This window comes from Kitasatospora sp. NPDC087861 (assembly GCF_044742585.1).
Taxonomy (GTDB): Bacteria; Actinomycetota; Actinomycetes; order Streptomycetales; family Streptomycetaceae; genus Kitasatospora.
The window spans coordinates 238,854-265,462 of the sequence record NZ_JBIUUS010000005.1 but is presented as its reverse complement, the minus strand read 5'-3'; the positions used below and the strand labels follow the sequence as shown (position 1 = coordinate 265,462).

At 72.2% G+C, this 26,609-nt stretch carries 22 protein-coding genes, 1 tRNA gene and 1 riboswitch; of the genes, 17 read left to right on the top strand and 6 right to left on the bottom strand.

Features of this window, described 5'->3' with window-relative positions; all coding sequences use genetic code 11:
• Nucleotides 1-193 precede the first annotated feature (193 nt).
• Nucleotides 194-850: an isopentenyl-diphosphate Delta-isomerase gene (idi, locus tag ACIOJE_RS10595; protein ID WP_280679611.1), complete on the top strand. Its 657-nt coding sequence runs from the start codon at nt 194-196 to the stop codon at nt 848-850.
• 118 nt (nt 851-968) lie between these two features.
• On the opposite strand, the gene ACIOJE_RS10590 is transcribed toward idi, so the two are convergent.
• Entirely contained in the window at nt 969-1,556 is a 588-nt protein-coding gene (locus ACIOJE_RS10590) for an ATP-binding protein (protein ID WP_400775021.1), read from the bottom strand.
• Between the two features lie 309 nt (nt 1,557-1,865).
• Between ACIOJE_RS10590 and ACIOJE_RS10585 the strand changes: the two genes are divergently transcribed.
• Nucleotides 1,866-1,950: transfer RNA gene (locus ACIOJE_RS10585), tRNA-Leu, on the top strand.
• Between the two features lie 404 nt (nt 1,951-2,354).
• Nucleotides 2,355-4,037 carry an APC family permease gene (locus ACIOJE_RS10580; protein WP_400775018.1) on the top strand — a complete coding sequence of 561 codons (1,683 nt, stop codon included), beginning with the start codon at nt 2,355-2,357 and terminating at the stop codon, nt 4,035-4,037.
• Nucleotides 4,038-4,232: 195 nt separating this feature from the next.
• Here the strand turns inward: ACIOJE_RS10580 and ACIOJE_RS10575 are convergent, their stop codons facing one another.
• Nucleotides 4,233-5,222 carry a class I SAM-dependent methyltransferase gene (locus ACIOJE_RS10575; protein WP_400775015.1) on the bottom strand — a complete coding sequence of 330 codons (990 nt, stop codon included), beginning with the start codon at nt 5,220-5,222 and terminating at the stop codon, nt 4,233-4,235.
• 485 nt (nt 5,223-5,707) lie between these two features.
• On the opposite strand from ACIOJE_RS10575, the gene ACIOJE_RS10570 reads away from it, so the two are divergent.
• Together ACIOJE_RS10570 and ACIOJE_RS10565 are read left to right on the top strand one after the other, a co-directional pair.
• Nucleotides 5,708-6,172 (top strand): DUF6624 domain-containing protein, encoded by a 465-nt coding sequence (locus tag ACIOJE_RS10570; RefSeq protein ID WP_280679752.1) that lies wholly within the window; start codon nt 5,708-5,710, stop codon nt 6,170-6,172.
• A 112-nt stretch (nt 6,173-6,284) separates the two neighbouring features.
• Complete coding sequence (locus ACIOJE_RS10565; protein WP_400775012.1) at nt 6,285-7,715, top strand: aldehyde dehydrogenase family protein; 1,431 nt, start codon at nt 6,285-6,287, stop codon at nt 7,713-7,715.
• A gap of 150 nt (nt 7,716-7,865) precedes the next feature.
• Here ACIOJE_RS10565 and ACIOJE_RS10560 read toward each other — a convergent pair whose 3' ends face one another.
• A complete protein-coding gene (locus ACIOJE_RS10560) occupies nt 7,866-9,389 on the bottom strand; it encodes a glycine hydroxymethyltransferase (protein WP_400775010.1) in 1,524 nt (507 codons plus the stop codon).
• Nucleotides 9,390-9,430: 41 nt separating this feature from the next.
• A riboswitch (ZMP/ZTP riboswitch) is annotated at nt 9,431-9,526 on the bottom strand.
• Nucleotides 9,527-9,831: 305 nt separating this feature from the next.
• Here ACIOJE_RS10560 and ACIOJE_RS10555 point away from each other — a divergent pair.
• The 4 genes from ACIOJE_RS10555 (at nt 9,832) to ACIOJE_RS10540 (ending at nt 15,569) form a co-directional block, all read left to right on the top strand.
• Nucleotides 9,832-10,806 (top strand): ABC transporter permease, encoded by a 975-nt coding sequence (locus ACIOJE_RS10555; protein ID WP_400775007.1) that lies wholly within the window; start codon nt 9,832-9,834, stop codon nt 10,804-10,806.
• Nucleotides 10,807-10,945: 139 nt separating this feature from the next.
• The gene (locus ACIOJE_RS10550; protein ID WP_400775006.1) at nt 10,946-12,697 is read left to right on the top strand and encodes an ABC transporter substrate-binding protein; all 1,752 of its coding nucleotides are present in this window, start codon (nt 10,946-10,948) and stop codon (nt 12,695-12,697) included.
• Nucleotides 12,698-12,808: 111 nt separating this feature from the next.
• Complete coding sequence (locus tag ACIOJE_RS10545) at nt 12,809-13,801, top strand: ABC transporter permease (RefSeq protein ID WP_400775003.1); 993 nt, start codon at nt 12,809-12,811, stop codon at nt 13,799-13,801.
• A 142-nt stretch (nt 13,802-13,943) separates the two neighbouring features.
• Nucleotides 13,944-15,569, top strand: coding sequence for a dipeptide ABC transporter ATP-binding protein (locus tag ACIOJE_RS10540; protein WP_400775000.1), 1,626 nt, complete (start codon nt 13,944-13,946; stop codon nt 15,567-15,569).
• Here ACIOJE_RS10540 and ACIOJE_RS10535 read toward each other — a convergent pair.
• On the bottom strand, nt 15,527-16,096 hold the full coding sequence (locus tag ACIOJE_RS10535; protein WP_400774998.1) for a GNAT family N-acetyltransferase: 570 nt from the start codon (nt 16,094-16,096) through the stop codon (nt 15,527-15,529). The genes ACIOJE_RS10540 and ACIOJE_RS10535 overlap by 43 nt on opposite strands.
• 41 nt (nt 16,097-16,137) lie before the next feature.
• Here ACIOJE_RS10535 and ACIOJE_RS10530 point away from each other — a divergent pair, with 41 nt between their 5' ends.
• The 7 genes from ACIOJE_RS10530 to ACIOJE_RS10500 all read left to right on the top strand — a co-directional run bounded on the left by ACIOJE_RS10530 (nt 16,138) and on the right by ACIOJE_RS10500 (nt 21,456).
• Nucleotides 16,138-16,608, top strand: a complete 471-nt coding sequence (locus ACIOJE_RS10530; protein ID WP_400774995.1) for a cytidine deaminase family protein — start codon at nt 16,138-16,140, stop codon at nt 16,606-16,608.
• Between the two features lie 183 nt (nt 16,609-16,791).
• Nucleotides 16,792-17,337 carry an EF-hand domain-containing protein gene (locus ACIOJE_RS10525; protein WP_280679592.1) on the top strand — a complete coding sequence of 182 codons (546 nt, stop codon included), beginning with the start codon at nt 16,792-16,794 and terminating at the stop codon, nt 17,335-17,337.
• A gap of 131 nt (nt 17,338-17,468) precedes the next feature.
• Nucleotides 17,469-17,888: a gamma-glutamylcyclotransferase family protein gene (locus ACIOJE_RS10520; RefSeq protein WP_400774993.1), complete on the top strand. Its 420-nt coding sequence runs from the start codon at nt 17,469-17,471 to the stop codon at nt 17,886-17,888.
• A gap of 228 nt (nt 17,889-18,116) precedes the next feature.
• Nucleotides 18,117-19,355 carry a precorrin-6y C5,15-methyltransferase (decarboxylating) subunit CbiE gene (gene cbiE / locus ACIOJE_RS10515; RefSeq protein WP_400774990.1) on the top strand — a complete coding sequence of 413 codons (1,239 nt, stop codon included), beginning with the start codon at nt 18,117-18,119 and terminating at the stop codon, nt 19,353-19,355.
• Nucleotides 19,352-20,113, top strand: a complete 762-nt coding sequence (gene cobM, locus ACIOJE_RS10510; protein ID WP_400774988.1) for a precorrin-4 C(11)-methyltransferase — start codon at nt 19,352-19,354, stop codon at nt 20,111-20,113. The genes cbiE and cobM overlap by 4 nt, the downstream gene beginning before the upstream one ends.
• On the top strand, nt 20,113-20,910 hold the full coding sequence (locus ACIOJE_RS10505) for a cobalt-precorrin-6A reductase (RefSeq protein ID WP_400774987.1): 798 nt from the start codon (nt 20,113-20,115) through the stop codon (nt 20,908-20,910). Before cobM ends, ACIOJE_RS10505 begins: the two co-directional genes overlap by 1 nt.
• Nucleotides 20,911-20,952: 42 nt before the next feature.
• Nucleotides 20,953-21,456, top strand: a complete 504-nt coding sequence (locus ACIOJE_RS10500; RefSeq protein WP_400774984.1) for a DinB family protein — start codon at nt 20,953-20,955, stop codon at nt 21,454-21,456.
• Nucleotides 21,457-21,532: 76 nt separating this feature from the next.
• Here ACIOJE_RS10500 and ACIOJE_RS10495 read toward each other — a convergent pair whose 3' ends face one another.
• Both ACIOJE_RS10495 and ACIOJE_RS10490 read right to left on the bottom strand, forming a co-directional pair.
• The gene (locus tag ACIOJE_RS10495) at nt 21,533-23,062 is read right to left on the bottom strand and encodes a UDP-N-acetylglucosamine 1-carboxyvinyltransferase (protein WP_400774981.1); all 1,530 of its coding nucleotides are present in this window, start codon (nt 23,060-23,062) and stop codon (nt 21,533-21,535) included.
• A 137-nt stretch (nt 23,063-23,199) separates the two neighbouring features.
• Nucleotides 23,200-24,498, bottom strand: coding sequence for a cobalt-precorrin-5B (C(1))-methyltransferase (locus ACIOJE_RS10490; RefSeq protein WP_400774979.1), 1,299 nt, complete (start codon nt 24,496-24,498; stop codon nt 23,200-23,202).
• A 297-nt stretch (nt 24,499-24,795) separates the two neighbouring features.
• On the opposite strand from ACIOJE_RS10490, the gene ACIOJE_RS10485 reads away from it, so the two are divergent.
• Nucleotides 24,796-26,535, top strand: a complete 1,740-nt coding sequence (locus tag ACIOJE_RS10485) for a TIGR03767 family metallophosphoesterase (RefSeq protein WP_400774977.1) — start codon at nt 24,796-24,798, stop codon at nt 26,533-26,535.
• The last annotated feature ends 74 nt before the right edge of the window (nt 26,536-26,609 follow it).

Below are 26,609 nucleotides of genomic sequence, written 5' to 3'. Positions count from 1 at the left end.
GGGCCCATCCGTGCCCGGAATCGGTCGCAGGACGGTCATGATCCGCCCGGTTGTGCGTGGGACCGGTACCGACCGCCACCCATACGGCAGACTGGAGCCCGACGCCGGCGCCGGTGCCCTCGCTGCGTCCGCTGCACTCGGTGTACCGGACGTACCCGATGCTTCCGTTGCTCCCGCCCCCGAAAGAGGCCTCATGCCCCAGAGTCTGCCGACCAACCCGACACACTTCGACTCCGAGATCGACACCGGTCTCGACGTCGAGACAGACGTGACGGTCAACCCGGGGACCACGGCCGGGACCGACGCCGCCGGCACCGGGATCCTGCTCGAACTGGTCGACGACGAGGGCGTCACCATCGGCACCGCCGAGAAGCTCTGGGCGCACCAGCAGCCGGGTCGGCTGCACCGCGCCTTCTCGGTCTTCCTCTTCGACCGGCAGGGGCGGCTGCTGCTCCAGCGGCGGGCACTGGGCAAGTACCACTCCCCCGGTGTCTGGTCGAACACCTGCTGCGGCCACCCGTACCCGGACGAGCCGCCGTTCGTCGCCGCCGCCCGCCGCACCGCCGAGGAGCTGGGCATCGCGCCGGCGCTGCTCTGCGAGGCGGGGACCGTGCGCTACGACCTGCCGGACGAGGCCTCCGGGCTGATCGAGCGGGAGTGGAACCACCTGTTCGTCGGGCTGGTGACGGCGAGCGTCGAGCCCGACCCGGACGAGGTGGACGACTTCGCCTTCGTGACCGCGCAGGAGCTGCGGGAGCTGCGTGCCGAGCGGCCGTTCTCGGTCTGGTTCGAGACGGTCTTCGAGGCGGCGCTGCCGGGGATCCGGGAGATCGCCGGGCGGGACTGGTAGGAGGCGGGACCGTCTCCTGCGGTTCGCGGCGGGCGGGGGGCGGGGGGCGGTTGCGGTGGGTGGGGGCCGGTTGCGGTTCGCGGTGGCCGGTTGCGGTTCGCGGCGGGCGGGGTGCGGCTCAGTCGCCGGTCTCCGGGGGGACGGGCAGCGAGGCCCAGATGACCTTGCCGCCCTCCCCGGTCCGCTCCACGTCGCACACCCCGCCGGCCTGGAGCGTCACGCTCTTCACCAGCAGCAGGCCGCGGCCGCCGGTTCGCCCGGCATCGCTCTCCAGCGCCTTCGGCCGGTACGGGTCGCCGTCCTCGACCGACACCCGCACCCAGCCCCGGCGCACGGCCAGCTCGGTGATCACTTCGGGCGACAGCTCCGCCGCGTGCGTCACCGCGTTGCTCACCAGCTCGGAGACGATCAACAGCACGTCGTCCAGTAGCTCCTGGTAGCGCACCCCGACCATCCCCTGGGCCAGCAGGCGGTCGCGTACCGCGTGCCGGGTGAGCGGCACCGAGGCCTCGGCGGCCGGCACCGGGAAGCGCCACACGCCCTCCACCAGCCCGGCGGGGGTACGGTCCGGCTCGGCGGGCCCGCGTTCCGGACTGCCGCGTCTTGGCTCGGCCTTCGCCGCCCCGCTGATCTGCTCCACGTCCAGCCGCCCTTCGTCCGCGACCCGGGAGTTGTCCGCGCCCCGGGAGTCAGGCGTTCCGCTCATGGCGCCCTCGGTCCACAGAGGCTAGAAGAGGCACCGGCGGGACCGTGGCACCGTCGACAACTTGCCCGTGTCGGACCGCTTCCGGCCGGAACCGACCACGGCCGCCGCCAGGGTCGACTGTTTCCTTCGCGCTCGCCACCGCTTCGGCCGGGTTTCGCGCGCCCTGGCGACCCGTCCCAGCCAGCCCGACCATCCGGACCGGCCCGGACCTCCCCCCACCGGGGAAACGCAGGTGAGAAGCACTCCAGAACCCTGGTAATGTTCTCTCTGTCGCCGAGGGGGCGAGAAAAACCCCGAAGCACACACCCCGTCCGGGTGGCGGAATGGCAGACGCGCTAGCTTGAGGTGCTAGTGCCCTTTATCGGGCGTGGGGGTTCAAGTCCCCCCTCGGACACAATCGAATTCCCTGTGGGATCCGAAAGGAACCCGCGGGGAATTTCCTTTTTCCCGGCCTGTGGCCCGCGGCCCTCGGCCCTCGATGCTCACGGCCGTCACTGCTCGCGGGTTCCGTGTGCGGGCCCGTGCGAACTGAGTGGACCGAGTGGACCGTGCCGGTCCCATGCGGCCTCGTGCGACCTCGTGCGACCTCGTGCGGGCGGCCCAATCCTTGTGATCCGCGCGACTCTTGGGCGCTCTGCGGCCCGGGAACCGGACACGAGATGGCAACGATCGGACGGTTTGAGCTTCCCCTGAGGTATTCGCCCGTTTTTGGCCCATAAGCTGCTTTCCGTTTGTCCGGAAACCAACGCAAAAACCACGACACCACCCGATGAAACCCCGAGCGAGAGGACCGATACGTTGAGTGAGCCCGAGTCGCCGACGGCATCACATCAGAACTACCGCCGATCGCTCGGCACCATCAGCCTGACTGCCGTCGGGCTCGGGTCGATCATCGGATCCGGATGGCTGTTCGGCGCCGAGCGGGCCGCCCGGCTGGCCGGCCCCGCGTCGATCCTGGCCTGGGTGATCGGAGCGGCGGTGGCGCTGACCATCGCGCTCACGTACAGCGAGCTGGGGTCGATGTTCCCGAAGGCCGGCGGCATGGTCCGGTACGGCCAGTACTCGCACGGCTCGCTGGCCGGCTACCTCGCCGCCTGGGCCAACTGGATCGCCATCGTCTCGGTCATCCCCGGCGAGGCCACCGCCTCCGTCCAGTACATGAGCTCCTGGCACTTCGGCTGGGCGCAAGGGCTGTACAACGGCAAGGAGCTCACACTCAGCGGGGTGGCGCTGGCCAGCGTGCTGCTGATCGGCTACTTCGTCCTCAACTGGTTCGCGATCACGATGTTCGCCAAGACCAACACCGCGATCACCGTCTTCAAGGTCGTCGTACCGACGCTGACCGCCGGCGCCCTGCTCTTCGCGCACTTCGACACCGCCCACTTCACCGACCACGGCGGCTTCGCGCCGAACGGCTGGAGCGCCGTGTTCACCGCCGTCGCGGTGTCCGGCATCGTCTGGGCCTTCAACGGCTTCCAGTCCCCGCTCAACCTGGCCGGCGAGGCCCGCAACCCCGGCAAGTCGCTGCCGAAGGCCGTCATCGGCTCGATCCTGATCGCCCTGGTGATCTACGTCGCGCTGCAGATCGCCTTCCTCGGTGCCATCCCGGCCGCCGACCTGTCGCACGGCTGGAGCAGCCTGGCCTACACCTCGCCGCTCGCCGACCTCGCGATGGTCTGGGGCCTCAACTGGCTCGCCCTGCTGCTGTACGCGGACGCGTTCGTCTCGCCCAGCGGCACCGGGATGATCTACGCCGCCACCACCTCGCGCATGATCCACGGCGTGCAGGAGAACGGCCACCTGCCGCGGATCTTCGGCAAGGTGGACGCCCGCACCGGCATCCCGCGCCCGGCCCTGGTGCTCAACCTGGTGGTCGCCTTCCTGTTCCTCGCGGTCTTCCGCGGCTGGGGCTCGCTGGCCGAGATCGTCTCGGTGGCCACCGTGATCTCGTACGTCACCGGCCCGGTCGCCGTGATGGCGCTGCGCCGCCTCGCGCCCGACCTGCCCCGGCCGGTCCAGCTGCGGGCGATGCCGGTGATCGCGCCCGTCGCGATGGTGTTCGGCTCGCTGGTCCTGTACTGGGCCCGCTGGCCCCTCACCGGCAAGGTCATCCTGCTGATGGCGGCCGGCCTGCCGATCTGGGCCTGGTACGAGCTGCGCAAGCCCTGGGCCGAGCTTCGGCCGCACCTGCGGGCGGGCGCCTGGATGGTCGCGTACCTGTTCGTGATGGCCGGCGTCTCGTGGGCCGGCAGCACCGACTTCGGCGGCCGCGGCTACCTGCCCGAGGGCTGGGACATGCTGGTCGTCGCAGCCCTCGGGCTGGCCTTCTACCGCTGGGGCGTCGCCAGCGCCTGGGCCAACCCCTCCCTGGCCGCCGTTCGGCGCGAGATGGCCGAGGAGAGCGCGGCCGGTGCTGCCGGGGAGGCTGGGGCGGCTGGTGAGACCGGCGAGACCTCCGGCCGGGAGCACTCGCGGACCTGAGGGGCGTGTAGCGGTGAAGGGCCGGTCGAGTTCCTCGACCGGCCCTTCGGCGTTGGCGCGGGGTGGCGGGTGGCCGGCCGACGGATGACAGATGACAGCTGACAAGTTTCAGCGAACAGATAACAGATTTCAGATTCTGTTATCTGTTCGCTGACATCTGTCGGTTGAAGTCCGTCCGCTGCCCGCTGCCCGCCGTCAGCCGCGGCGGGCGCGGCGGATGACCGAGGTGACGACTGGGGGGAGCAGGTCGCGGGCGGCGCGCTTGGCGACGTTGGCCGGGCGGCGCAGCTCGGCGGCGCGGGCGCGGCGGGCGGCGAGGTTGCGGGCGGCCTCCTCCTGGGCCCGGCGGGACTCCTCCGCCGCCTGCTCGGCCTCGTGCCGGGCGACCTCGGCGGCCAGCCGCCGGTGGTGGCGGGAGGGACGGAAGGCGCCGATCCCCTCCGAGGTGCCGGTCATCCGGAGCACCTGCTGCCCGTTCAGCGTCTCGGTGCTGAGGTAGCAGCCCGCGGCGAGGTCCACCCGGTCGAGCAGGTCGCGCTGGAACGGCTCCGGGTCACCCCAGGTGCCGTAGAACTTGCACTCGGTCAGCATGATCGGCTTGAGCCCGTGGTTGAACACCGCTCCCCAGGTCGCGGCGGCCACGCCCGGGGTGTGCTGGGAGCGGTAGTCGTCCAGGACCACGACGCCCTGCTCCTGCAACGCGACCCGGGCCACCTGGAGGTCGCCCACGACGTGCTCGTACAGGTGCGAGGCGTCGATGTGGATGAACCGGAACGCGCCCGCCGCGATCCGCCCGCCGGCCAGGACGGACGTCGGGGCCTGGATTATCTCCGGCAGCTCGTCGTGGAAGGAGAGGTAGTTGGTCTCGAAGGCGGAGCGGGTCAGCGACTTCCGGTAGGAGATGTCCATCTCGGCCGCGTTCTCGTCGTCCGGCGCGTCCGAGTCGAAGAGGTCACAGACGGTGAACGTCTCGCCGGGCTGGAGGTGCTCACCGACCACAATCGCGCTGCGGCCCAGGTACGCACCCATCTCCAGCAGGTCGCCGGTGACCCCGGCCTTCTCCTGCCGTCCCATGAACCAGTCGAACGAGTGCCGGTCATGGTCCCAGAACCAACCCGGAACGTCCTCCAGCCCCGCCGGCTCGGCAGGCCGCTGCGACTCGTCCTTCAACGCGGCATCGGTCACGGGATGCTCCTTATGCGGTACGGGATGACCTGCGGATTTGAGCCAGACCTCAGCCCGGTGGCAGTCCCCCGTCGGACCGTGGGACACACCGGTACCGGACCATGCGCACCACGACATACCACTGGCAACAGTAGTGGCCCAGCGCTGAGTTCGCTGCAATCTACAGCCGCGCGCACAGGCGTGAGGAGCCTTTCGCGCGATGAGTTTCGTGAACCGCCGTTTCGCTGCCGGAGGGTTAACACGGCGCCTTCGGGACGGTTCGTCCATTCTCGCGCAGCGGCGCCGCCAAGTCACCGCCCTCGGGGATGATCTTCGTCGCTCCTTCCCCGCCTACCGTGATCTCGGGCGACCCCCGAGGAGCGGGCCCGGACGCGAGGAGCAGAGCGATGGCGACAGAGACGACGACAGGGACGACGGCGGCGACGGCAGCGGAGCAGCACCCGCAGGACGGCCAGTTGCGGCCCCTGGCAGAGGAGTTGATCACGATGCTGGCCGAGGACGCCGCTGCCGCCCCCTTGGCGAACAGCCCGGACCTCGTCGAACAGGCCGTCTGGCGGCGGCTGACGGCCCGGCACGGGGACCGGCTCGCCGAGATCATGGCGGGCCACGGCTGGCCGACGGAGCAGTCCGTGGGTCCGGAGGCCGCCCGGTCGGCCTGGCTGGTCGCACAGCACGCGGACCGCCAACTCGACGTCCAGCGGCGGGCGGTGGCGCTGATGGCGGAAGCAGTGGCGGTGGGCGCCGCGAGCGCTCGGGACCTCGCGTTCCTGCAGGACCGACTGGCCGTCAACGAGGGCCGCGAGCAGCGCTACGGCACGCAGATCGGCACGGTCGCGGACGGCCGCCCGGTGCCGTGGCCGTGCGAGGACCCGGAGCGGCTGGACGAGCGGCGCGCGGGCGTGGGGATCGAGCCGTTCGACGAGTACACCGCGCGGTTCGCCCCGAGGTAACCGGCTGGTCCACCGGGCCGGATTGGCTCTTGCGTGCGGCCACCCGGGCCGCCTTGACTGGCCTTTGACTAGCGCTGTTAGTTAAGCGGCCAATCGGATGAGAGGACACCCGGTGCACCAGCACGCGGAGTACGGCGACCAGTACATCGACGGCGCCTGGCGGCCCTCCCGGGACGACGCCGGGTCGATCACGGTGCTGAACCCGGCGACCGAGCGGGTACTCGCCACCGTGCCGGCCGGCGGGGCGGCCGACGTCGACGCCGCGGTGGCCGCGGCCCGCCGGGCGGCCGGCAGCTGGGCGGCGACCACCCGCGAGGACCGGCTCACCCTGCTGGCCCGGCTGCGGGACGGGATCGCCGCCGCCCAGGAGGAGATCACCGCGACGGTGGTCGCCGAACTGGGCGCCCCGGTCGGCTTCGCCGCCGCCGTGCACGCCGGGCTGCCGCTGGCCGTGGCGACCTCCTACCTGGCGCTGCTCGCCGAGCACCCCTTCGAGGAGCGGATCGGCAACTCGGTGGTGCTCGCCGAGCCCGCCGGGGTGGTCGCGGCGATCACGCCGTGGAACTACCCCTTGCACCAGATCGTGGCCAAGGTCGTCCCGGCCCTGGCGGCCGGCTGCCCGGCCGTCCTCAAGCCGGCCGAGGACACCCCGTTGGTGGCCCGGCTGTTCGCCCGCCTGGTGCACGAGGCGGGATTCCCGGCGGGCGTGTTCAACCTGGTGACCGGCACGGGCGCGGTGGCGGGCGCGGCGCTCGCCGCCCACCCGGGCGTGGACGTGGTCTCGTTCACCGGGTCCACCACCGTCGGCCGACAGGTCGCCGAGACGGCCGGCCGGGGGCTGAAGCGGGTCGCCCTGGAGCTCGGCGGCAAGTCCGCCAACGTGGTACTGCCGGGCGCCGACCTGGCCCGGGCGGTCAACGTCAACGTCGCCAACGTCTTCGCCAACTCGGGCCAGACGTGCAGCGCGTGGACCCGCCTGCTGGTGCACCAGGACCAGTACGAGGAAGCGGTCGCGACGGCCGCCAAGGCCGCCGCCAAGTACGTCCCGGGCGACCCATCCGACCCGCAGACCCGGATCGGCCCGCTGGTCAACGCCAAGCAGCTGACCCGGGTGCGTGGTTACATCGAGGGTGCGCTCGCCGAGGGTGCCCGGCTGGTCGTCGGCGGCGCGGAGCCCGTCCCCGGGCTGCCCACCGGCTTCTACGTCCACCCGACCGTACTCGCCGACGTCGCGCCGGACATGGCGGTCGCCCAGGAGGAGGTCTTCGGCCCCGTCCTGGTGGTCCTCCCCTACCGGGACGAGGACCACGCCGCCGAACTCGCCAACGGCACCGAGTACGGCCTGGCCGGCGGCGTCTGGGCGGCGGACACGGACACCGCCGCCGCCTTCGCCCGCCGCCTCGACACCGGCCAGGTCGACCTCAACGGCGGCCGCTTCAACCCGCTCGCCCCGTTCGGCGGCTACAAGAGCTCCGGCCTCGGCCGCGAACTCGGCCGCCACGGCCTGGAGGAGTTCCTGCAGTACAAGTCGCTGCAGTACTAGCGGAGTTGGTCCGACTGTGGAGCTGATCCGGGAGCGGAGCTGATCCGGGAGCAGGTCGGCCCGGGCGGAGCCGGTCCGGTCAGGGGCGGTCCGGACAGCGCCGGTCCGGGCCCGCCGCGGCAGGAGCGGCGGGCCCGGACCAGGCTCCGGTCAGGCGAGGTCGACGCCCGGGTAGAGCGGGAAGGGGGCGAGGAGGTCGGCGGCGCGCTTGGCGACACCGTCGCGTACGGCGGCGTCCAGGACGTACTGGGCCTTGGACGGGACGCCCTTCGCGCCGGCGGCCGGGGCGGTGGCGCGCAGGACGGTGTCGATCAGGGCGGCGATCTCGTCCATCTCGGCGGTGCCGAGGCCGCGGGTGGTGAGCGCCGGGGTGCCGAGGCGCACGCCCGAGGTGTACCAGGCGCCGTTCGGGTCCTGCGGGACGGAGTTGCGGTTGGTGACGACGCCCGCGTCGAGCAGCGCCGCCTCGGCCTGACGGCCCGTCAGGCCGTAGCCGGAGACGTCGGCGAGGACGAGGTGGTTGTCGGTGCCGCCGGTGACCAGCTTCCCGCCGCGGCGCAACAGGCCCTCGGCGAGCACCCGGGCGTTGTCGACGACGGCGCGGGCGTAGGCCTGGAACTCGGGGCGGCGGGCCTCGGCGAAGGCGACCGCCTTGGCCGCCATGACGTGCGAGAGCGGTCCGCCGAGCACCAACGGGCAGCCGCGGTCGACGTGTTCGGCCAGCTCGGCGTTGCACAGCACCATGCCGCCGCGCGGGCCGCGCAGCGACTTGTGGGTGGTCGTGGTGACGATCTGGGCGTGCTGGACGGGATCGTGGTCGCCGGTCAGCACCTTGCCCGCGACCAGCCCGGCGAAGTGCGCCATGTCGACCATCAGGGTCGCGCCGACCTCGTCCGCGATCTCGCGCATCTTCCGGAAGTTCACCAGCCGCGGGTACGCGGAGTAGCCGGCGACCAGGATCAGCGGGCGGAACTCGCGGGCGGTCTCGCGCAGCGCGTCGTAGTCGATCAGGCCGGTGGCCGGGTCGGTGCCGTAGCTGCGCTGGTCGAACATCTTGCCCGAGATGTTGGGCCGGAAGCCGTGGGTGAGGTGGCCCCCGGTGTCCAGGGACATGCCGAGCATCCGCTGGTTGCCGAGCGCCTGGCGCAGTTCGGCCCAGTCCTGTTCGGTGAGGTCGTTGACGCTCCGGACCTCGGCCCGTTCCAGTGCCGGGCTCTCCACCTGCTGGGACAGGACGGCCCAGAAGGCGGTGAGGTTGGCGTCGATGCCGGAGTGCGGCTGGACGTACGCGTGGTCGGCGCCGAACAGGGCGCGGGCGTGCTCCGCGGCGATGGTCTCGACGGTGTCGACGTTGCGGCAACCCGCGTAGAAGCGGCGGCCCGCGGTGCCCTCGGCGTACTTGTCGCTGAGCCAGTTGCCCATGGCGAGCAGGACGGCCGGGGAGGCGTAGTTCTCGCTGGCGATCAGCTTGAGCGAGGCGCGCTGGTCCTCGATCTCCTGGCCGATGGCGGCGGCGATCCGCGGCTCCACGCCGGCGACCACGTCGAGGGCGCTGCGGAAGGCGGTGTCGGCGGCCGCGGTGGCGGCGGTGTGCGGGGTCTGCGGGGTCTGTGGGGCGTCGCCGGCGGCGTTCGCGGCCGTGTGCGAGGTCTGGGGGGTCTGCGGGGCGGCCAAGGCGGTCTCCTCGTGGTGTACGACGTGGTGTACGGACGAGTACGGACGGCCCAGGCGCTCGGCAACTGTCGTGCGGGTGCACGGAGCCGCTTCCCGATGGTCGGTTCCATCCCTGCGCGCCAGTCGCGGCTCCCCCGAATCGTATCAATGCCCGGGACGATGTGGCGGAGGTCTCAGGATTCAGGACGGCCCGCCCGCTTTGCCCCTCGATGTCCGTTCTCCTGCAACGCCGGTATTGCGGCACGATGACGCCGAATGAAGCCGCAATACGCACCGAAACAATGCCCGGGAAAACCTCCGAAGGTGATTTGCGGACCTCCCTCCGCGTCCGGTCTGATGGCGCTCGGACGGCCGCCGGGAAACCCCCGGTGGCCGGTTCGGAAATGCACACCAGCGCACCCTCACCCACAGGGCGGCGGAGAATTCGGGGAGTACGCCTCTCATGGCCGTGGTCGAAACAGCAGCGGGGCCCGCACCCGCCGTCCCTGCACCCGCCGCACCGAGGCCGCTCGGCCGCCTCCTGGGCGACCGGGTCGGCGCCGCCGCCCTCGCCGTCGTCCTGCTCTTCCTGCTGCTCGCCCTGGCCGCCCCGCTGATCGCCGCCCTGTACGGGAAGAACCCGGCCGAGCACTACGGCCAGAACACCCCCGGCCTGCTCAGCGACGGCGGCCTGCCGGTCCTGTCGAACGGCGGCATCTCCGGCGACTTCTGGTTCGGCCTGGAGCCGGGGCTCGGCCGGGACGTCCTGACCCAACTGCTCTACGGCATCCGCACCTCGCTGCTGATCGCCTTCGCCTCCGCCGCCGTGACCACCACGCTCGGCGTACTGGCCGGGGTCGCGGTCTGCTACCTAGGCGGGATCACGGACCGGCTGTTCGGCTTTCTGGCCAATGTGCTGCTGGCCTTTCCGACCCTGCTCCTGCTTCTCGCGCTGAGCCCCGTCGTCCAGTCCCGACTGGTCGATCCGGGCGCCGCGGAACCGGAGTGGATGCAGTTCCTGGTACTGATCCTGGTCTTCTCCGCGTTCGGCTGGATTCCGCTCGCACTTTCCTTGCGAGCCACCGTCCGATCGCTCCGGGAAAGGGATTTCGTGCAGTCCGCCCGGGCCCAGGGCGCCGGCCGCTTTCATGTCGTCGTCCACGAACTGCTGCCGAATGTCCGCTCGCAGCTGCTGGTGCACGCCACGATGGCGGTGCCGACCTTCGTCGCCTCCGAGGCGGTGCTGTCCTTCCTCGGCGTCGGCATCACGGAGCCGATCCCGGACTGGGGGCGGATGATCTCCCGCGGTTCGGAGGTCTTCCAGGCCGACCCGACCTACATGGTCTTCCCGGGTGTGGCGCTGCTGCTCTTCGTGCTCGCCTTCAACCTGCTCGGCGACGCCGTCCGGGACGCGCTGGACCCGCGCGCCGGCCGCTGAGCCCCGCCCCCTCCGAACTCCCCGCCCACAGGGCCCGCCCTCCACCCGCCCACCGAGTCCTGCTCCCCATCCCATCACCCCAAGTCTCCGATCCATCACCCCAAGCCCGCCCCGACAGCGGGGCAAGGAGAGATTCGCCATGCGCTGGACCAAACCGTCCCTCGCCGTCGTCGCCACCGCCCTGCTGGCGAGCGCCTGCTCGGCCGGCGCGGGCACCGGCCCGGCTACCGCCGGGGCCTCCGCCAAGGAGACGTCCCCACTGACCGCCGCGCTCGGCGGCGAGAAGGAGAGCGTCGGCCCGGCCCCCGCCGTGCCCGGCGCCCGCTCGGGCGGCACCGTGAACGTGTACAACAGCGTCGAGTTCCGCCACCTCGACCCGCAGAAGGTCTACGCGGGTGCGACGTACAACGCCTCGCTGCTCTGGGGACGCCAGCTGACGCAGTATCAGGTGGTGGACGGCAAAGCCAAGTTGGTCGGCGACCTGGCCACCGACACCGGCACCTCCGGCGACGGCGGGCGCACCTGGACGTACCGGCTCAAGGACGGCGTGGCCTGGGAGGACGGCAAGCCGATCACCGCCCAGGACGTCAAGTACGGCATCGAGCGCACCTTCGGCAAGGGCTACGAGGTCGGCCCGCCGTACTGGCCGCAGTGGCTCACCGGCGAGGCGAGCTACGAGGCGGCGCGCACGAAGTACGCGGGCCCGCAGGACGGCGACCTGGCCGCGATCGAGACGCCGGACGAGCGCACCCTCGTCTTCCACTTCCCGCAGCCGCAGGCCGACGTCCCGTACATGGCCGCGCAGTCCTCGTCCTCGCCGGTGCGCCGGGACAAGGACACCGGGACGGACTACGACCGGCAGCCGTTCGCCACCGGCCCGTACCGGATCGTCGAGCACGTCCAGAACACCCGCATGGTGCTGGAGCGCAACCCGTACTGGAAGGCGGAGACCGACCCGATCCGCAGCCAGTACCCGGACAAGTTCGTCTTCACGTACGGCAAGGAGGCGCTCAACAGCAACCAGGAGATCCTCTCCGGACGCGACGGCGGCGCCAATGCCACCACCGCCTCCGACGTGCTCTCCCCCGAGCTGTACCAGACCGCCGACACCGACCCGAAGGCCAAGAACCTGGTCGTCTCCGGCCGCCAGGGCGCCTTCGTCACCCAGCTGGTGATCAACAACGAGCGGGTGCCGGACGTCGAGGTCCGCAAGGCGCTGCACCTCGGCTACCCGCGCCAGCAGGCCCGCCAGGTCCAGGGCGGCTCCCGGATCGGCGAACTCGCCACCACCCTCAGCTCGCCCGCGCTGATCGACTGGGAGAAGTACGACCTCTACCCGGCCAGGCCCGAGGGCGACCCGGAGGCCGCCAAGGCCGCGCTTGCCAAGGCCAAGCAGGCGCCCGCGAGCCTGACCTACGGGTACAAGAACACCCCGGACGGGCAGCGCGTCGCGCAGGTGCTGGTGGACGGCTTCGCCAAGTCCGGCATCACCATCGTGCCCAAGCCGATCGACCCCAAGGCGTTCCTGGACGAGGTGCACCGCGCCGACTCCCCGTACGACCTGTTCGAGGAGACCTCGTCCGTCGACTGGCCGACCCCGTCCACGCTGATCCCGTTCTCCTTCGACGGCCGCGCCGGCAGCGACCTCAACTCCGCGCGCTACCGCAACCCCGAGGTCGACAAGGAGATCGACCGGATCAACCAGATCGGCGAGCCGCGCGCCAAGGCCAAGGAGTTGTACGCGCTGGAGAAGACCGTGATGAAGGACGTCCCGGTGTTGCCGTTCGCCTACCCGACCGTCAACCAGCTGCGCGGCTCCAACGTCGGCGGGGCGTTCGTCCACCCCATCTACGGCACGGTGAGCCTGGCCTGGCTGTACCTGAAGTCCTGAGCGTCGTAGCCGCTTCCTCGCTACCGCCCCCGCCGCTACCCGCCCCCGCCGCGCCCGCCGCGGGGGCGGGCCCCTACCGACTCCCCCCGTCTCGTCGACCCCGGACCGGCCATGCTCTCCTTCGCCCTGCGGCGGACCCTCCAGGCCCTCGCCGTCCTGGTCGCGGTCTCCGCCGCCGCCTTCGCCCTCTTCTACGCCGCGCCCGCCGACCCGGCCCGCGCCGCCTGCGGCCCGCGCTGCGACAACGGTCAGGTCGCGGCAGTGCGCCAGAGCATGGGCCTGGATCAGCCCCTGCTCACCCAGTACACCGACTACCTCGCCGGAGTCGTGACCGGGCGGGACATCGGCGACGTGGACGGCTCGGTCATCCACTGCGACGCGCCCTGCCTCGGCTACTCCTACCGGCTGCACCAGCCCGTCACCGAGGCCCTGGTCGACCACCTGCCGGTCACCTTCTCGCTGGCCGCGGGCGCCCTCGCCGTCCTGCTGGTGCTCGGCCTCGGCACCGGGTTCGTCTCGGCGCTGCGCCACGGCGGCCGCACCGACCGGCTGCTCTCGGGCTTCACCCTCGTCGGCGCCAGCGTGCAGATCTACTTCCTCGGGTACGTCGCGCAGTGGGCGCTGGTCTACTCCACCGGCCTGCTTCCGCTTCCCTCCTACACCCCGCCGGCCGAGGACCTCGCCGCCTGGGCGGGCGGGATGCTGCTCCCCTGGCTCGTCCTCGGATTCGTCAACTCGGCGGTCTTCGCCCGGCTTTCGCGCTCCCAGCTGCTGGAGACGATGAACGAGGAGTACGTGCGCACGGCCCGCGGCAAGGGCCTCGGCCGACTGCGCGCCCACCTCAAGTACACCTCGCGCGGCGCGGCCGGACCGCTGGTGCAGCTGCTCGGTCTGGAGGCCGGGGCACTGCTCGGCGGGGCGGTCATCACCGAGACGGTGTTCGGGCTGAACGGGGTCGGGCGGTTCACCGCGGAGGCCGTGTCCGGGCAGGACCTGCCCGCGGTGGTCGGCGCGGTGCTGCTGGCCGCCTGCTTCGTGGTGCTGTTCGTCGCGCTGGCCGACCTGGTGGTGGCCTGGCTCGACCCGCGAATCCGCCTGAGCTGACTGGAGCCCTTCGATGACGTCCACTGTTGAGTCCGTTTCCGGGGCCGTTCCCGGGCCAGGTTCTGGGCTTGCTTTCGGGGCTGCCTCCGGGCTGGTCTCCGGGCCCGTTTCCGGGTTGGCTTCCGGGCCCGCTTCCGAGCCTGTGCTGAGCGTTCGGGATCTGACCGTCACCTTCGCCGACCCGCGCGGCGGCGCACCCATGACCGCCGTCCGGGGGCTCTCCTTCGACCTCGCCCCCGGCGAAGTCCTCGGCCTGCACGACCCGCGCACCACCACGGTCACCGGCTCGATCCGGCTGAACGGACAGGAGTTGGTGGGCGCGACGGAGTCCGAACTGCGCCCGGTCCGGGGCGGCCGGGCCGCGCTGGTCTTCCAGGACGCGCTCACCTCGCTCAGCCCCTTCCACGGCGTCGGCGCCCAACTCGCCGAGATGTACCGGCTCCACCACCCCGGCACCGGCCGCACCGAGGCCCGTCGGCGAGCGGCCGCGATGCTCGACCGGGTCGGCATCCCGGCCGCCCGGGTGCGCGACTTCCCGCACCAGTTCTCCGGCGGGATGCGCCAGCGGGTGATGATCGCCATGGCGCTGATGAACGACCCGAAGGTGCTCATCGCGGACGAGCCCACCACCGCGCTCGACTCCCGGGTGCAGCGGCAGGTCCTGGACCTGCTCGGCGAGTTGCAGCGCGAGCACGGCACCGCTGTACTGCTGGTAAGCCACGACCTCGGCGTGGTCGCGGGGACGGCGGACCGCACGCTCGTACTGCGCGGCGGCGTCCAGGTCGAGTCCGCACCGACCGCCGATCTGCTGGCCGCGCCGCGCGAGCCGTACACCCGCGCGCTGGTGGGGGCGGCGCTCACCCTGGAGTCGGTACCCGGCGCTCCACTTCCGACTGTTGACGATCCGTCACCCATCGCCGGATTCGCGCCCCGGGTCATCGGACAACCAGAGCGCTGGCTGGTCGAGGTGGCGGACCTCACCGTCCACTTCCCCGGGCGGCGCCGCTTCCCCGGGCTGCGCGCCGAGCCCGTCCGGGCGGTCGAGGGCGTCGGACTGCGCATCGCGCCCGGTGAGACGCTCGGACTGGTCGGCGAGTCCGGCTCCGGCAAGTCCACCACCGCACGCGTCCTGGCAGGCCTCCAACAGCCCACCGGAGGACGGGTGTTGTACGACGGGCAGGACGTCACCCGGCCAGACCGGGAGTTGCGGCGCAGGCTCAGCCGTGAGATCCAGCTGGTCTTCCAGGACCCGTACGCCTCGCTCAACCCGCGTCGCACCGTCGCCCAGACCCTCGACACCCCGCTGCGCCTGCACACCTCGCTCGACGCGGCGCAGCGGCGGGAGCGCTCGGCCGAACTGCTGGAGCAGGTCGGACTGCCCGCCGCCCACCTGGACCGCTACCCGCACGAGTTCTCCGGCGGGCAGCGCCAGCGGATCGGCATCGCCCGGGCGCTCGCCCCGCAGCCGCGCCTGATCATCGCGGACGAGCCGGTGTCGGCGCTCGACGTCTCGGTCCAGGCGCAGGTGCTCAACCTGCTGATGGAGCTGCGCGAACGCCTGGGCGTCGCCTTCCTGTTCGTCTCGCACGACCTCGCCGTCGTGCGGCACTTCTGCGACCGGGTCGCCGTGATGCACCGGAGCCGGCTGGTCGAGTCCACCGACCGCGACCGCCTGTTCAGCGCCCCGCACACCGAGTACACCCGGGAACTGCTGGCGGCGGTCCATCAGGACGGGCCCTGGCGGGGGTCGGTGGGGAGCAGCGCGTAGAGGTACATGTCGCGGCGCTCGTCGCCGACGGTGCGGTGGCTGCGCAGCAGGCCCTCGCGTCGGAAGCCGATCCGCTCGGCGACCCGGAGGGAGGCGGTGTTCCAGGGTTCGATGGACAGCTCCAGCCGGGCGAGGCCGAGATCGTCCAGCGCCCAGTCGGCGACCGTCCGCAGGGCGTGCCCGGCCACCGCGCGGCCGCGCGCCGAGGCGGCCGTCCAGTAGCCGATCGAGGACCGGCCGTCGGCCTGCGGGAACAGCCCGACGAAGCCGACGACCCGGTCGTCCGCCCGGCCCGCCACGGCGAAGGAGTAGCCGGTGCCGTCCACCGCCTTCGCCCACTGCCGTTCGACGAACGCCCGGCCGGCCGCGTCGTCGCACCCGGCGGGGGCGGCCGGGACGGTGGTGACCAGCGGGATGTACGGGTCGGCGGCCGCCTCCCGGACCACGGCGAGGTCGGTGAGGCGCCAGGGGCGGAGGGCGAAGGGCCCGGCGGTGAGCGTTGGCACGATCAGGGGCGGACGGTCCATGCTCGAAGCCTGGCATGTTCGATCAGGGAGGTGTAGCGAATATGTCCGCCAGTGATCACACCGCCGGAGATCGCGAGGCCACCCACCGCGAGGCCACCGACCAGCAGGCCACCGACCGGCAGGCCACCGACCACGAGCTCGTCGAGGCCGCCCGGGCGGTGGCCCGGCGCTACACCCGCGCCGACAACCACACCGTCGCGGCCGCCGGACGCAACGCCGACGGGCGGATCGTCACGGCCGTGAACGTCTACCACTTCACCGGCGGTCCGTGCGCGGAGCTCGTCCTCATCGGCGCGGCCGCCGGCCAGGGCGCGTACGACCTCACCACGGTCGTCGCGGTCGCCGACCAGGGCCGAGGCGTCGTACCGCCGTGCGGGCGCTGCCGACAGGTGCTCCTCGACTACTTCCCGGACGCCAGGATCATCGTCCAGCGGGGACCGGAGCTGCTCGCCCTGCCCGTCCTCGACCTGCTCCCCGAGGCCTACGTCTGGGCCGAGCACCTGGACGGTTAGGGGTTGTCCGGCGACCAGAACGGACGGGTCCTCCGCCGTCCACGCCGCCTGCGTCCGCGGACCGCGCCTGAACAGCCGTTCGCAGGTCGTTCGGCTGCGCAGGCGCGGCTCAAGGGGTTAGCGTGCTGGCGACGTGTCGTAGTGATCGCCAACCGAGGGGGCGCATTGTCGAACGATCTGCTCATGGCCAAGCTCAATCACGGCTTCGACCACCTCGACGCCGACGGTGACGGATTCCTCACCGAACGGGACCACGTCCTCATGGGCCACGCGGTCGCCCGCTCGCTCGGCCACCAGGAGGGCTCGGAGGCCGAGGCCGTCATCGTCCGCGCCTACCTGACGATCTGGCACGACCTGCACCTCGCCCTTCTGCCCGCCGGCACCGAGACGATCACCCGCGAACAGTTCGTCCGGTCGACCGGTTCGCTCGCCGACGACCCCGAGGCCGCGCAGACCAGCATCGGCGCACTCGCGGCCGCCTTCCTCGCCATCGCCGACACCGACCGCAGCGGAACGGTCGACGCCGGCGAGTTCTTCGTCTTCCAGCGCGGCCACTTCGCCGGACTCTCCCGCGACGACGCCGACGAGGCCTTCCGCCACCTCGACCGCGACGGCGACGGCACCCTCTCCGCGACCGAGTTCATCAGCGCGATCATGGAGTACTGGACCAGCCGCGACCCCGACGCCCCCGGCAACTGGTGGACGGGCACGCCCCCGCACGCCCTCTGACACCCGCCGGCCCCCAGCTGACACCCGCCACGGCACAGCCGCCGCCCGGCGGCCGGGCCGGGCGCAGTGGGTATCCCGGAGGGGGCGCGAGGACGTACCGTGGGCGCTCCCCCAGCCAGGAGGTGGCGCCCGTGCCCGAGGAGTCCCTGCCGTTCTTCGTCTACGGCACCCTGCGCAGCGGCGGCCGCAACCATGCCGCCCACCTGACCGGGCGCTGCGCCGACATCCGGCCGGCCGTGCTGGACGGCGCCGCGCTGCACGACGGGCCCGGGTACCCGTACGCGGTGCCGGATGCGACGCCCGGGCGCCGGATCGTGGGTGAGCTGATCACCGTTCGCCCGGGCGCGTACGCCGGGGCGCTCGCGGCGCTGGACCGGCTGGAGGACTGCCGGGCGGACGGGACGGGTCTGTACGTACGACGACGGTTGCCGGTTCGGACGGCGGCGGGCGAGGTCCGGGAGGCGTGGGTGTACCTCGCCGGGCCGGCCGCTGCGAACCGACTGCGGGAGCATCCGGCGGTGATCGAGTCGGGGGACTGGGCGGACAGGTGACGGATGACGTATGACGGCTGACAGATGACAACCGACAACTTTCAGATTTCAGATTTCAAAATCTGTTAGCTGTCATCTGTTATCTGTTACCCGTCGGCTGCCGCCGCTCGCCACCGCTCCCCACCTCCCGGCCCCTCCGGCCGACGGTCGGCCTCATACCGCCAGGTAGGCTGCCCCGGCCGCCTGCTTTTCCGCCTCACGGCCCACCGAACAACAAGGAGCCACCCGGTGCCCGAGCTGCCACTCCCGATCACCGTCGTCGGGATCGGGGCCGACGGCTGGCCCGGCCTCTCCGCCATCGGCCAAGCCGCGCTGCGGGCGGCCGAGGTGGTCGTCGGCGGCCCCCGGCAGCTGGCTCTCCTCCCCCGCGACGAGGTCGCCGCCGAGCGCATCCCGTGGCCGTCCCCGCTGCGCCCGGCCGTCCCAGGGCTGCTCACGGCACACGCCGACCGCCGGGTGGCCGTCCTGGCCAGCGGCGACCCGATGTTCTACGGCATCGGCCGCACCCTCGCCGAGACGGTCGGCGCCGAGCGGCTGCACGTCCTGCCGCACCCCTCCTCAATCTCCTACGCCTGCGCCCGACTCGGCTGGCCGCTGGAGGCCACCGAGGTGGTCAGCCTGGTCGGCCGCCCGCTGGACACCCTCGCCCCGGCCCTCCACCCCGGCCGCCGCCTGCTCGTGCTCAGCGCCGATGCCGCGACGCCGGCCGCCGTCGCCGCACTGCTCGCCGCACGCGGCTTCGGCACCGCCCGTCTGCGGGTACTCGAACAGCTCGGCGGCCCGGCCGAGCGGCAGCTCGACGGGCCGGCCGACGGCTGGCCACACCCGCCCGGCGACCCGCTGAACGTCATCGCGGTCGAGCTGGGCGACGGCCCGCGTGGCTCGCTCGTCCCCGGACTGCCCGACGCCGCGTACGAGAGCGACGGTCAGCTCACCAAGCGGCACGTCCGCGCCGCCACCCTCGCCACCCTCACCCCCTCCCCCGGCGAACTGCTCTGGGACGTCGGCGGCGGATCCGGTTCGATCGCCGTCGAGTGGCTGCGCGCCCACCGCGACTGCCAGGCCGTCAGCATCGAGCGCGACCCGGTCCGGGCCGAGCGGATCACCCGCAACGCCGCCTCACTGGGCGTGCCGCGGCTGCGTGTGGTGACCGGCCCCGCCCCCGCCGCACTCGCCGAACTCCCGACCCCTGACGCGGTGTTCATCGGTGGCGGCCTCACCGCGCCCGGCCTGCTGGACAGTTGCTGGGCGTCCCTGCGACCGGGCGGCCGGCTGGTCGCCAACACCGTGACGCTGGAGTCCGAGGCGCTGCTCACCGAGTGGTACCGGCGCCACGGCGGCGAGTTGCTGCGGCTCGCCGTCGCGCACGCCGTCCCGGTGGGCGGCTTCACCGGGTGGCGGCAGGCCATGCCGGTCACCCAGTGGTCCGCCGTCAAGCCCAACACCCCCCAGGAGGACGCCTCGTGACCGTCTACTTCATCGGAGCCGGCCCGGGCGCCGCCGACCTGATCACCCTGCGCGGCCAGCGCATCCTGGCCCGCGCCGAGGTCTGCCTCTACGCCGGCAGCCTGGTGCCGCGCGAACTCCTCGCCGAGTGCCCGCCGGGCGCCCGCCTCATCGACACCGCGCAGCTCAACCTGGACCAGATCATCGCCGAACTGGTCCGCGCGCACCAGGCCGGACAGGACGTGGCCCGACTGCACTCCGGCGACCCGTCCGTCTTCTCCGCCGTCGCCGAGCAGATGCGTCGCCTCGACGCGGCAGGCGTGCCGTACGAGGTCGTCCCCGGCGTGCCCGCCTTCGCCGCCGCGGCGGCCGCGCTCAAGCGGGAGTTGACGGTGCCGACCGTCGGCCAGACCGTCATCCTCACCCGGATCGCCAAGCGCGCAACCCCGATGCCCGAGGGCGAGGACCTGGCCACCCTCGGCCGAAGCGGCGCCCTGCTCGTGCTGCACCTGGCCGCCGGGTACGTGGACGACGTCGTCGAGCAACTGCTCCCCCACTACGGCGCCGACTGCCCCGCCGCCGTCGTCGCGATGGCCAGCCGGCCGGACGAGTTGGTGCTGCGCGGCACCCTCGCCGACATCGCGGAGCAGCTCAAGGCGTCGGGTGTGGTCCGCACCGCGGTCATCATCGTCGGACGGACGCTGGCCGCCGAGCAGTTCCGTGACAGCCACCTCTACTCGGCGGAGCGCGAACGCCCGCACGAGCCCTGCGGAGTGTGATGGCGGCCGTGCCGAGACACGTCCTGATCCTGGGTGGGACGACGGAGGGCCGGGCGCTGGCCGCCGCGCTCGTCGAGCTGCCGTCCCTGCGGGTCACCAGCTCACTGGCCGGCCGGGTCGCCCAACCCCGGTTGCCCGCCGGGGAGGTGAGGATCGGCGGCTTCGGCGGTCCGGACGGGCTGAGCACCTGGCTGCGCGGCGAACGGGTGGACGCCGTCGTGGACGCCACCCACCCGTTCGCCGCCGGGATGTCCCGCAACGCGGCGCTCGCGGCCGCCACCGCCGAGGTGCCGCTGCTGGCACTGCGGCGGCCCGGCTGGACGCAGGTCCCCGGGGACCGCTGGCACCCCGTCCCCTCGCTCGCCGCGGCCGCCGACGTCCTGCCCGGCCTCGGGCGGCGGGTCTTCCTCACCACCGGACGGCAGGGCATCGCCACCTTCGCCCACCTCGACGAACTGCACTTCCTCGCCCGCTCGGTGGACCCGCCCGAGCCGCCGCTGCCGTCCGCGCTCGAAGTCCTGCTGGACCGGGGCCCGTTCACGCTCGACGGTGAGCGGGCGCTGCTGCGCGAGCACCGGATCGACGTCCTGGTGACCAAGGACAGCGGCGGCGCCGCGACCGCGCCCAAGCTCACCGCCGCCCGCGAACTCGGGCTGCCGGTGGTCGTCGTGGAGCGCCCACCGCTGCCGGACGGCGTGCCGGTGGCCCCGGACGTACCCGGCGCGGTGCGGTGGCTGGAGCACCTGCGCCAGCCCGGGCCGACCGGTCCGACTCGTCCACCTCATCCCACCGTGTGAAATCACCGCGCGAATTCGCCGCCGTATCGGCAGGATGAGCCGATGGCAGACGATCACCGCACCACGACCCTGCGCACCGCCGACGAACGGGCCACCCTGGCCAGCTTCCTCGACTACCAGCGCGACACCCTCGCGCTGAAGTGCGCCGGCCTCACCGCCGATCAGCTCCGCACCCGCGCCCTCGAACCCTCCGGACTCTCCCTGCTCGGCCTGGTCCGCCACCTCGCCGAGGTGGAACGCAGCTGGTTCCGCAACGTCCTCGGCAACGAGGGCCGGCCCGGCTTCTGGAAGCACCCCGACGGCTCCTTCGCCGAGTTCGACACCGACACCGCCGACCCGGACGAGGCCTTCACGGTCTGGCGCCGCGAGTGCGACCACGCCCGGGAACTCGTCGCCGCCGCCGACTCGCTGGACGTCCTGGGCCACTACGGCGAGGAGGTCTACTCGCTGCGCTGGATCCTCACCCACATGATCGAGGAGTACGCCCGCCACAACGGCCACGCCGACCTCCTGCGCGAACACCTCGACGGCACCACCGGCGAATAGCCCCGGCAAGCGGCAGCGGGGAACGAGTTGCCGGCCGGCCTCGGAGGGTGCGGCCGGCCGGCGGGCCGGGTGGCTGTCAGATGTCGCGGAAGGTCTCGATCTGGGCGCCGATGGAGTTGAGGCGCTCGGCGAGGTCCTCGTAGCCGCGGTTGATGACGTAGACGTTGCGCAGGACGGAGGTGCCCTGGGCGGTGAGCATGGCCAGGAGGATGACGACCGCGGGGCGGAGGGCCGGCGGGCACATCATCTCGGCGGCGCGCCAGCGGGTGGGGCCCTGGACCAGGACGCGGTGCGGGTCGAGGAGCTTGACGTCGGCACCGAGACGGGTCAGCTCGGTGAGGTAGATGGCGCGGTTGTCGTAGACCCAGTCGTGGATCATCGTGGTGCCGTGGGCGGCCGCGGCGATGGCGGCGAAGAACGGCACGTTGTCGATGTTGATGCCGGGGAACGGCATCGGGTGGATGGTGTCGATCGGAGCGGTCAGCTTCGACGGACGCACGGTGAGGTCGACCAGGCGGGTGTGACCGTTGTGGGCCCGGTACTCGGGGGTGCGGTCGTAGTCGAGGCCCATGCCCTCCAGCACCGCGAGTTCGATCTCCAGGAACTCGATCGGCACCCGGCGGATCGTCAGCTCGGAGGAGGTGACAACGGCGGCGGCGAGCAGGCTCATGGCCTCCACCGGGTCCTCGGCCGGCGTGTAGTCGACGTCGCAGGTGATCTCGGGGACGCCGTGGACGGTGAGGGTGGTGGTGCCGACGCCCTCGATCCGCACGCCCAGCTTCTCCAGGAAGAAGCAGAGATCCTGGACCATGTAGTTGGGCGAGGCGTTGCGGATGACACTCACGCCGTCGTGCCGGGCGGCGGCCAGCAGGGCGTTCTCGGTGACGGTGTCCCCGCGCTCGGTCAGCACGATCGGGCGGTCCAACGGGGTGCCCGGCTCGACCGAGGCGTGGTAGGCACCGCCGGTGGTGGCGACCTCCAGGCCGAAGCGGCGCAGCGCCGTCAGGTGCGGCTCGACGGTGCGGGTGCCGAGGTCGCAGCCGCCCGCGTACGGAATGGCGAAGCGGTTGGCGCGGTGCATCAGCGGGCCGAGGAACATCAGCACGCTGCGGGTGCGGCGGGCCGCCTCGACGTCCATCGCGGCGAGGTCGAGCTCGGCGGGCGGGGTGAGTTCGAGGTCGCGGCCCTCGTTGGTCCAGCGGCTCTTGACTCCGATGCTGGTGAGGACCTCGAGGATGCGGTAGACCTCCTCGATCCGGGCGACGCTGCGCAGGGTGGTGCGACCGGTGGTCAGCAGCGAGGCGCAGAGGATCGCGACGCACGCGTTCTTGCTGCTGCGGACGTCGATGGCGCCGGAGAGTCGGGTACCGCCGGCGACCCGCAGGTGCATCGGGCCGGAGTAGCCGAGGGAGACGATCTCGCTGTCGAGGGCTTCGCCGATGCGGGCAATCATCTCAAGGCTGACGTTCTGCTTGCCCTGCTCGATGCGGTTGACCGCGCTCTGGCTGGTGCCGAGGGCCTCGCCGAGCTGCGCTTGGGACCAGCCGCGGTGCTGGCGCGCGGTACGGATGAGGGTGCCGATACGGGTGAGGTAGTCGCCTGTCACTCGCCAGACCATATCTCATGGTTGAGATGACGAGAGAATCAAGGGTGAGCATGACGATCCTTTTGTCCGTTTCTCACCCCGTATAGACGTCAGATCTTCACATCACCAGGCGATGTTGTCGGGATTCTGTGACAGCGTCACGGCCCGAGCGGCTCCGCCCGGCCGACGATGGTGCCCGCGCGGTCGATGCAGATCACGTCCACCGCCACCGGCGATCCGACCAGCACGCCGAGCGCCGTCGCCCGCGCCGCCGCGGCGACCAGATCGCCCAGCGGCACCCCGGCCGCCCGGCACAACTGCACCGCCTCCAGCCCGGTGTTGGCCGCGGCCACCGCCTCCGCCAACGCCCCGTCCGCCCCGCCGAGCCGCGCCAGTTCGGCCAGGTACCCCTTGTCCACCTGGGAGCGCGCCGAGTGCAGGTCCAGGTGGCCGGCGGCGAGCTTGGACAGCTTGGCGAAGCCGCCCGCGATGGTCAGCCGGGGCACCGGATGGCGCTTGAGGTACTTGAGGACCGCGCCGGCGAAGTCGCCCATGTCCAGCAGCGCGTCCTCGGGCAGCCCGTGCACGGCGACCGCGACCTTCTCGGAGGTCGAACCGGTGCAGCCGGCCACGTGGGTGCGCCCCGCCGCGCGGGCCACGTCCACGCCGCGGCGGATGGAGTCGATCCAGGCGGAGCAGGAGTAGGGGACGACGATGCCGGTGGTGCCGAGGATGGACAGGCCGCCGAGGATGCCGAGCCGGGGGTTCCAGGTGGAACGGGCGATCTCCTCGCCGTGGTCCACGGAGATCTCCACCACCACGTCCCCGCTGCAGCCGTGCGCGGCGGCCACCTCGGCCACGGCGTCGCGGATCATCTGCCGGGGCACCGGGTTGATCGCGGGCTCGCCGACGGGCAGTGGCAGGCCCGCCTTGGTGACCGTCCCCACCCCCGGGCCGGCCCGGAACACCACGCCGGTGCCGGGCTCGCCAGCCCGGACCGTCGAGCGGATCAGCGCGCCGTGGGTGACGTCCGGGTCGTCGCCGGCGTCCTTGACCACGGCAGCCATGGCGCTCGCCCGCCCGGACGGGCCGGCGGTGCGGTCCCGCGTGGTGAGGTCTTCGGCGGTCAGGTCGTTCGCAGCCGGGCCGCTCGTGGCCGGGTCGTTCACGGCCAGGTCGTTCACGGCCAGGTCGTTCGTGGCCAGGTGCTCGGCGGCGAGGGCGAAGGCGGGTTGCTGGCCCTTGGGGAGGGTGATGCTCACCGGGTCCGGGAACTCGCCGGTGAGCAGCGCGGTGTACGCGGCCTTGGTGGCGGCGGTGGCGCAGGCGCCCGTCGTCCAGCCGTGCCGCAGGCCGCTGCTCTTGAGCTGGCCAGCCCGGCCTCCGGCCTCGGCTCCCGGTCCAGCTGCCGCTTCGACTCCGGCTCCGGCTGCCGTTCCGGCTTCCGCTTTGGCCACCTGCGTCTCGCTTCCGGCTCGGTAGGGGTGCTGCGGCATCGACCGCCGGTACGGATCTTCCCCCATTCGCCTGGCCGGGCTCCGGCCGGGGCGGTGGGAGCGGGCCCTGCGGCCCGGTGCGCGAGCTGTGCAGAGGCCACCGCCCCGCGTTCCCGAAGAGTTCTCCGCACCGGGCTCGCACCCCACGCCTACCCGCGAGTAATCTGGCGGTCCGCCAGAGAGCGGGTTCATGACACGGGGTCCGGTGGCCGGGTTGTCCGGCCGGGCCATCAGCATGTGGGGGTTTTTGTGGCAGGGATGAATCGGCGTACGTTCCTGACGGGTACGTCGGTGGCCGCCGCCTGGGCGGCCTTGTCGCTGGGCGGCGCGCAGTTCGCCTCGGCGGCGGAACGTGAGCGCGCGCTGGCGGCCACCGCCGCGCGGGCGGTCAAGGTCACCGGCACCACGCTCGACCAGGTGGCCACGCCCGTCGGCGCCGGCGCGTACAAGCGGCTGACGGCGGGGCCGGGCTGGCCGCTGGTGGTGCGCGGCGACCTGGCGGCGCCGGGCACCGGGCGGGACGACCGCCGGACCGGGCTGGCCAGCTTCGTCCAGTTCAGCGACCTGCACCTGGTGGACACCGAGTCCCCGGTGCGCTTCGAGTACCTGGCCCGGTTCAACGGCAGCGCGTACCGGCCGCAGGAGGCCCTGAACGCCCGCGGTGTCTCGGCCCTCGTCGAGCGCGTCAACTCGCTCGACGGCGGCCCGTACACCGGGATGCCGTTCAGCATGGTGATGGCCACCGGCGACAACACCGACAACCACGAGCAGGTCGAACTCGACTGGTACCTCACCGTCATGGGCGGCGGACGGCTCGCCCAGAACACCGGTGACCCCAACCGCTACGAAGGCGTGCAGAATTCGGGCAACGCGGCCTACTGGAACCCCGAACTCTCCTACAGTGACGGCTACAAGGCGAAGGGCTTCCCGCAGATACCGGGCTTCCTCGGCGCCGCCGGCCGCCCGTTCGACGCGCCGGGCCTGCACACGCCCTGGTACACGACGGTCGGCAACCACGATGACAGCCTTGAGGGTTCGCTGCCGGACCTCGGTCTGCTGAACGACCTCTACACCGGCCAGTACAAGCTGGAGGGCTGCAACGACGCGGACGCGGCCCAGCTGATGGACTCGCTGCGCCGCGACCCGGCCGGCGCCGCGCTGCTGCTCGCCAAGCTCCTCGCGAGCGGCGATGCGGTGCGCCGGATCACCCCGGACGAGCGCCGACGGCCGTTCACGCTCAAGGAGTTCGCCAAGGCCCACCTGGACCCTGCGCACACCGGCGCGGGCCCGTACGGGCACGGCTTCACCTCGGACATGGTGGGCAGCGGCAAGCTCTACTACTCCTTCCGCATCTCGGAGAAGGTGGTCGGCATCAGCCTGGACACCACCAACCAGGCCGGGTTCGCGGACGGTTCGCTGGGCACCGCGCAACTGCGCTGGCTGGAGCAGCAGTTGAAGGCGCACAGCGGGCACTGGTACGACACCGACGGGCGCAGGGTGGCGGGCGGCAGCACGGACGAGGTGATCCTGCTGTTCAGCCACCACACCAGCACCACGATGGGCAACCTGCTGCCCGACCCGCGCAACATCTTCGAGAAGCGACACGACGGCAACGAGCTGGTGGCGCTGCTCCAGCGCTACCCGAACGTGGTCGCGTGGGTGAACGGGCACACCCACATGAACAAGATCACGGCGCACGGCCACGCGGTGCCGGAGCGGGCGTTCTGGGAGATCAACACCGCCTCGCACATCGACTACCCGCAGCACGGGCGCATCATCGAGATCGCGGACAACGGGGACGGCACGCTCTCCCTGTTCACGACGCTGATCGAGTCCTCCGCACCGTACGACACGGACTTCGCCGGCACCTCGGACGCCAACCTGGCCGCGCTGTACCGCGAGCTGTCGTACAACGACCCGAACGGCCGGCCGACGGCACTGCTGGGCGCGGGTGAGGACCACAACACGGAGCTGCTGATCACCAAGCCGACCCGGTGACGGGGGCGGGCTGCGGCTGACGGCGAACAGAACACAGATGACAGCTAACAGATGATGAAATCTGTTAGCTGTCA

Excerpts from the sequence above, each read along its gene's own strand:
- ACIOJE_RS10570 (WP_280679752.1), top strand. The coding sequence starts at position 5,708 with ATGCTGGCCGAGGACGCCGCTGCCGCCCCCTTGGCGAACAGCCCGGAC.
- ACIOJE_RS10545 (WP_400775003.1), top strand. The coding sequence starts at position 12,809 with ATGCTCTCCTTCGCCCTGCGGCGGACCCTCCAGGCCCTCGCCGTCCTG.
- ACIOJE_RS10505 (WP_400774987.1), top strand. The coding sequence starts at position 20,113 with ATGGCGGCCGTGCCGAGACACGTCCTGATCCTGGGTGGGACGACGGAG.
- ACIOJE_RS10525 (WP_280679592.1), top strand. The coding sequence starts at position 16,792 with ATGGCCAAGCTCAATCACGGCTTCGACCACCTCGACGCCGACGGTGAC.
- ACIOJE_RS10555 (WP_400775007.1), top strand. The coding sequence starts at position 9,832 with ATGGCCGTGGTCGAAACAGCAGCGGGGCCCGCACCCGCCGTCCCTGCA.
- ACIOJE_RS10550 (WP_400775006.1), top strand. The coding sequence starts at position 10,946 with ATGCGCTGGACCAAACCGTCCCTCGCCGTCGTCGCCACCGCCCTGCTG.
- ACIOJE_RS10500 (WP_400774984.1), top strand. The coding sequence starts at position 20,953 with ATGGCAGACGATCACCGCACCACGACCCTGCGCACCGCCGACGAACGG.
- ACIOJE_RS10530 (WP_400774995.1), top strand. The coding sequence starts at position 16,138 with ATGTCCGCCAGTGATCACACCGCCGGAGATCGCGAGGCCACCCACCGC.
- ACIOJE_RS10535 (WP_400774998.1), bottom strand. The coding sequence starts at position 16,096 with ATGGACCGTCCGCCCCTGATCGTGCCAACGCTCACCGCCGGGCCCTTC.
- ACIOJE_RS10590 (WP_400775021.1), bottom strand. The coding sequence starts at position 1,556 with ATGAGCGGAACGCCTGACTCCCGGGGCGCGGACAACTCCCGGGTCGCG.
- idi (WP_280679611.1), top strand. The coding sequence starts at position 194 with ATGCCCCAGAGTCTGCCGACCAACCCGACACACTTCGACTCCGAGATC.
- ACIOJE_RS10485 (WP_400774977.1), top strand. The coding sequence starts at position 24,796 with ATGAATCGGCGTACGTTCCTGACGGGTACGTCGGTGGCCGCCGCCTGG.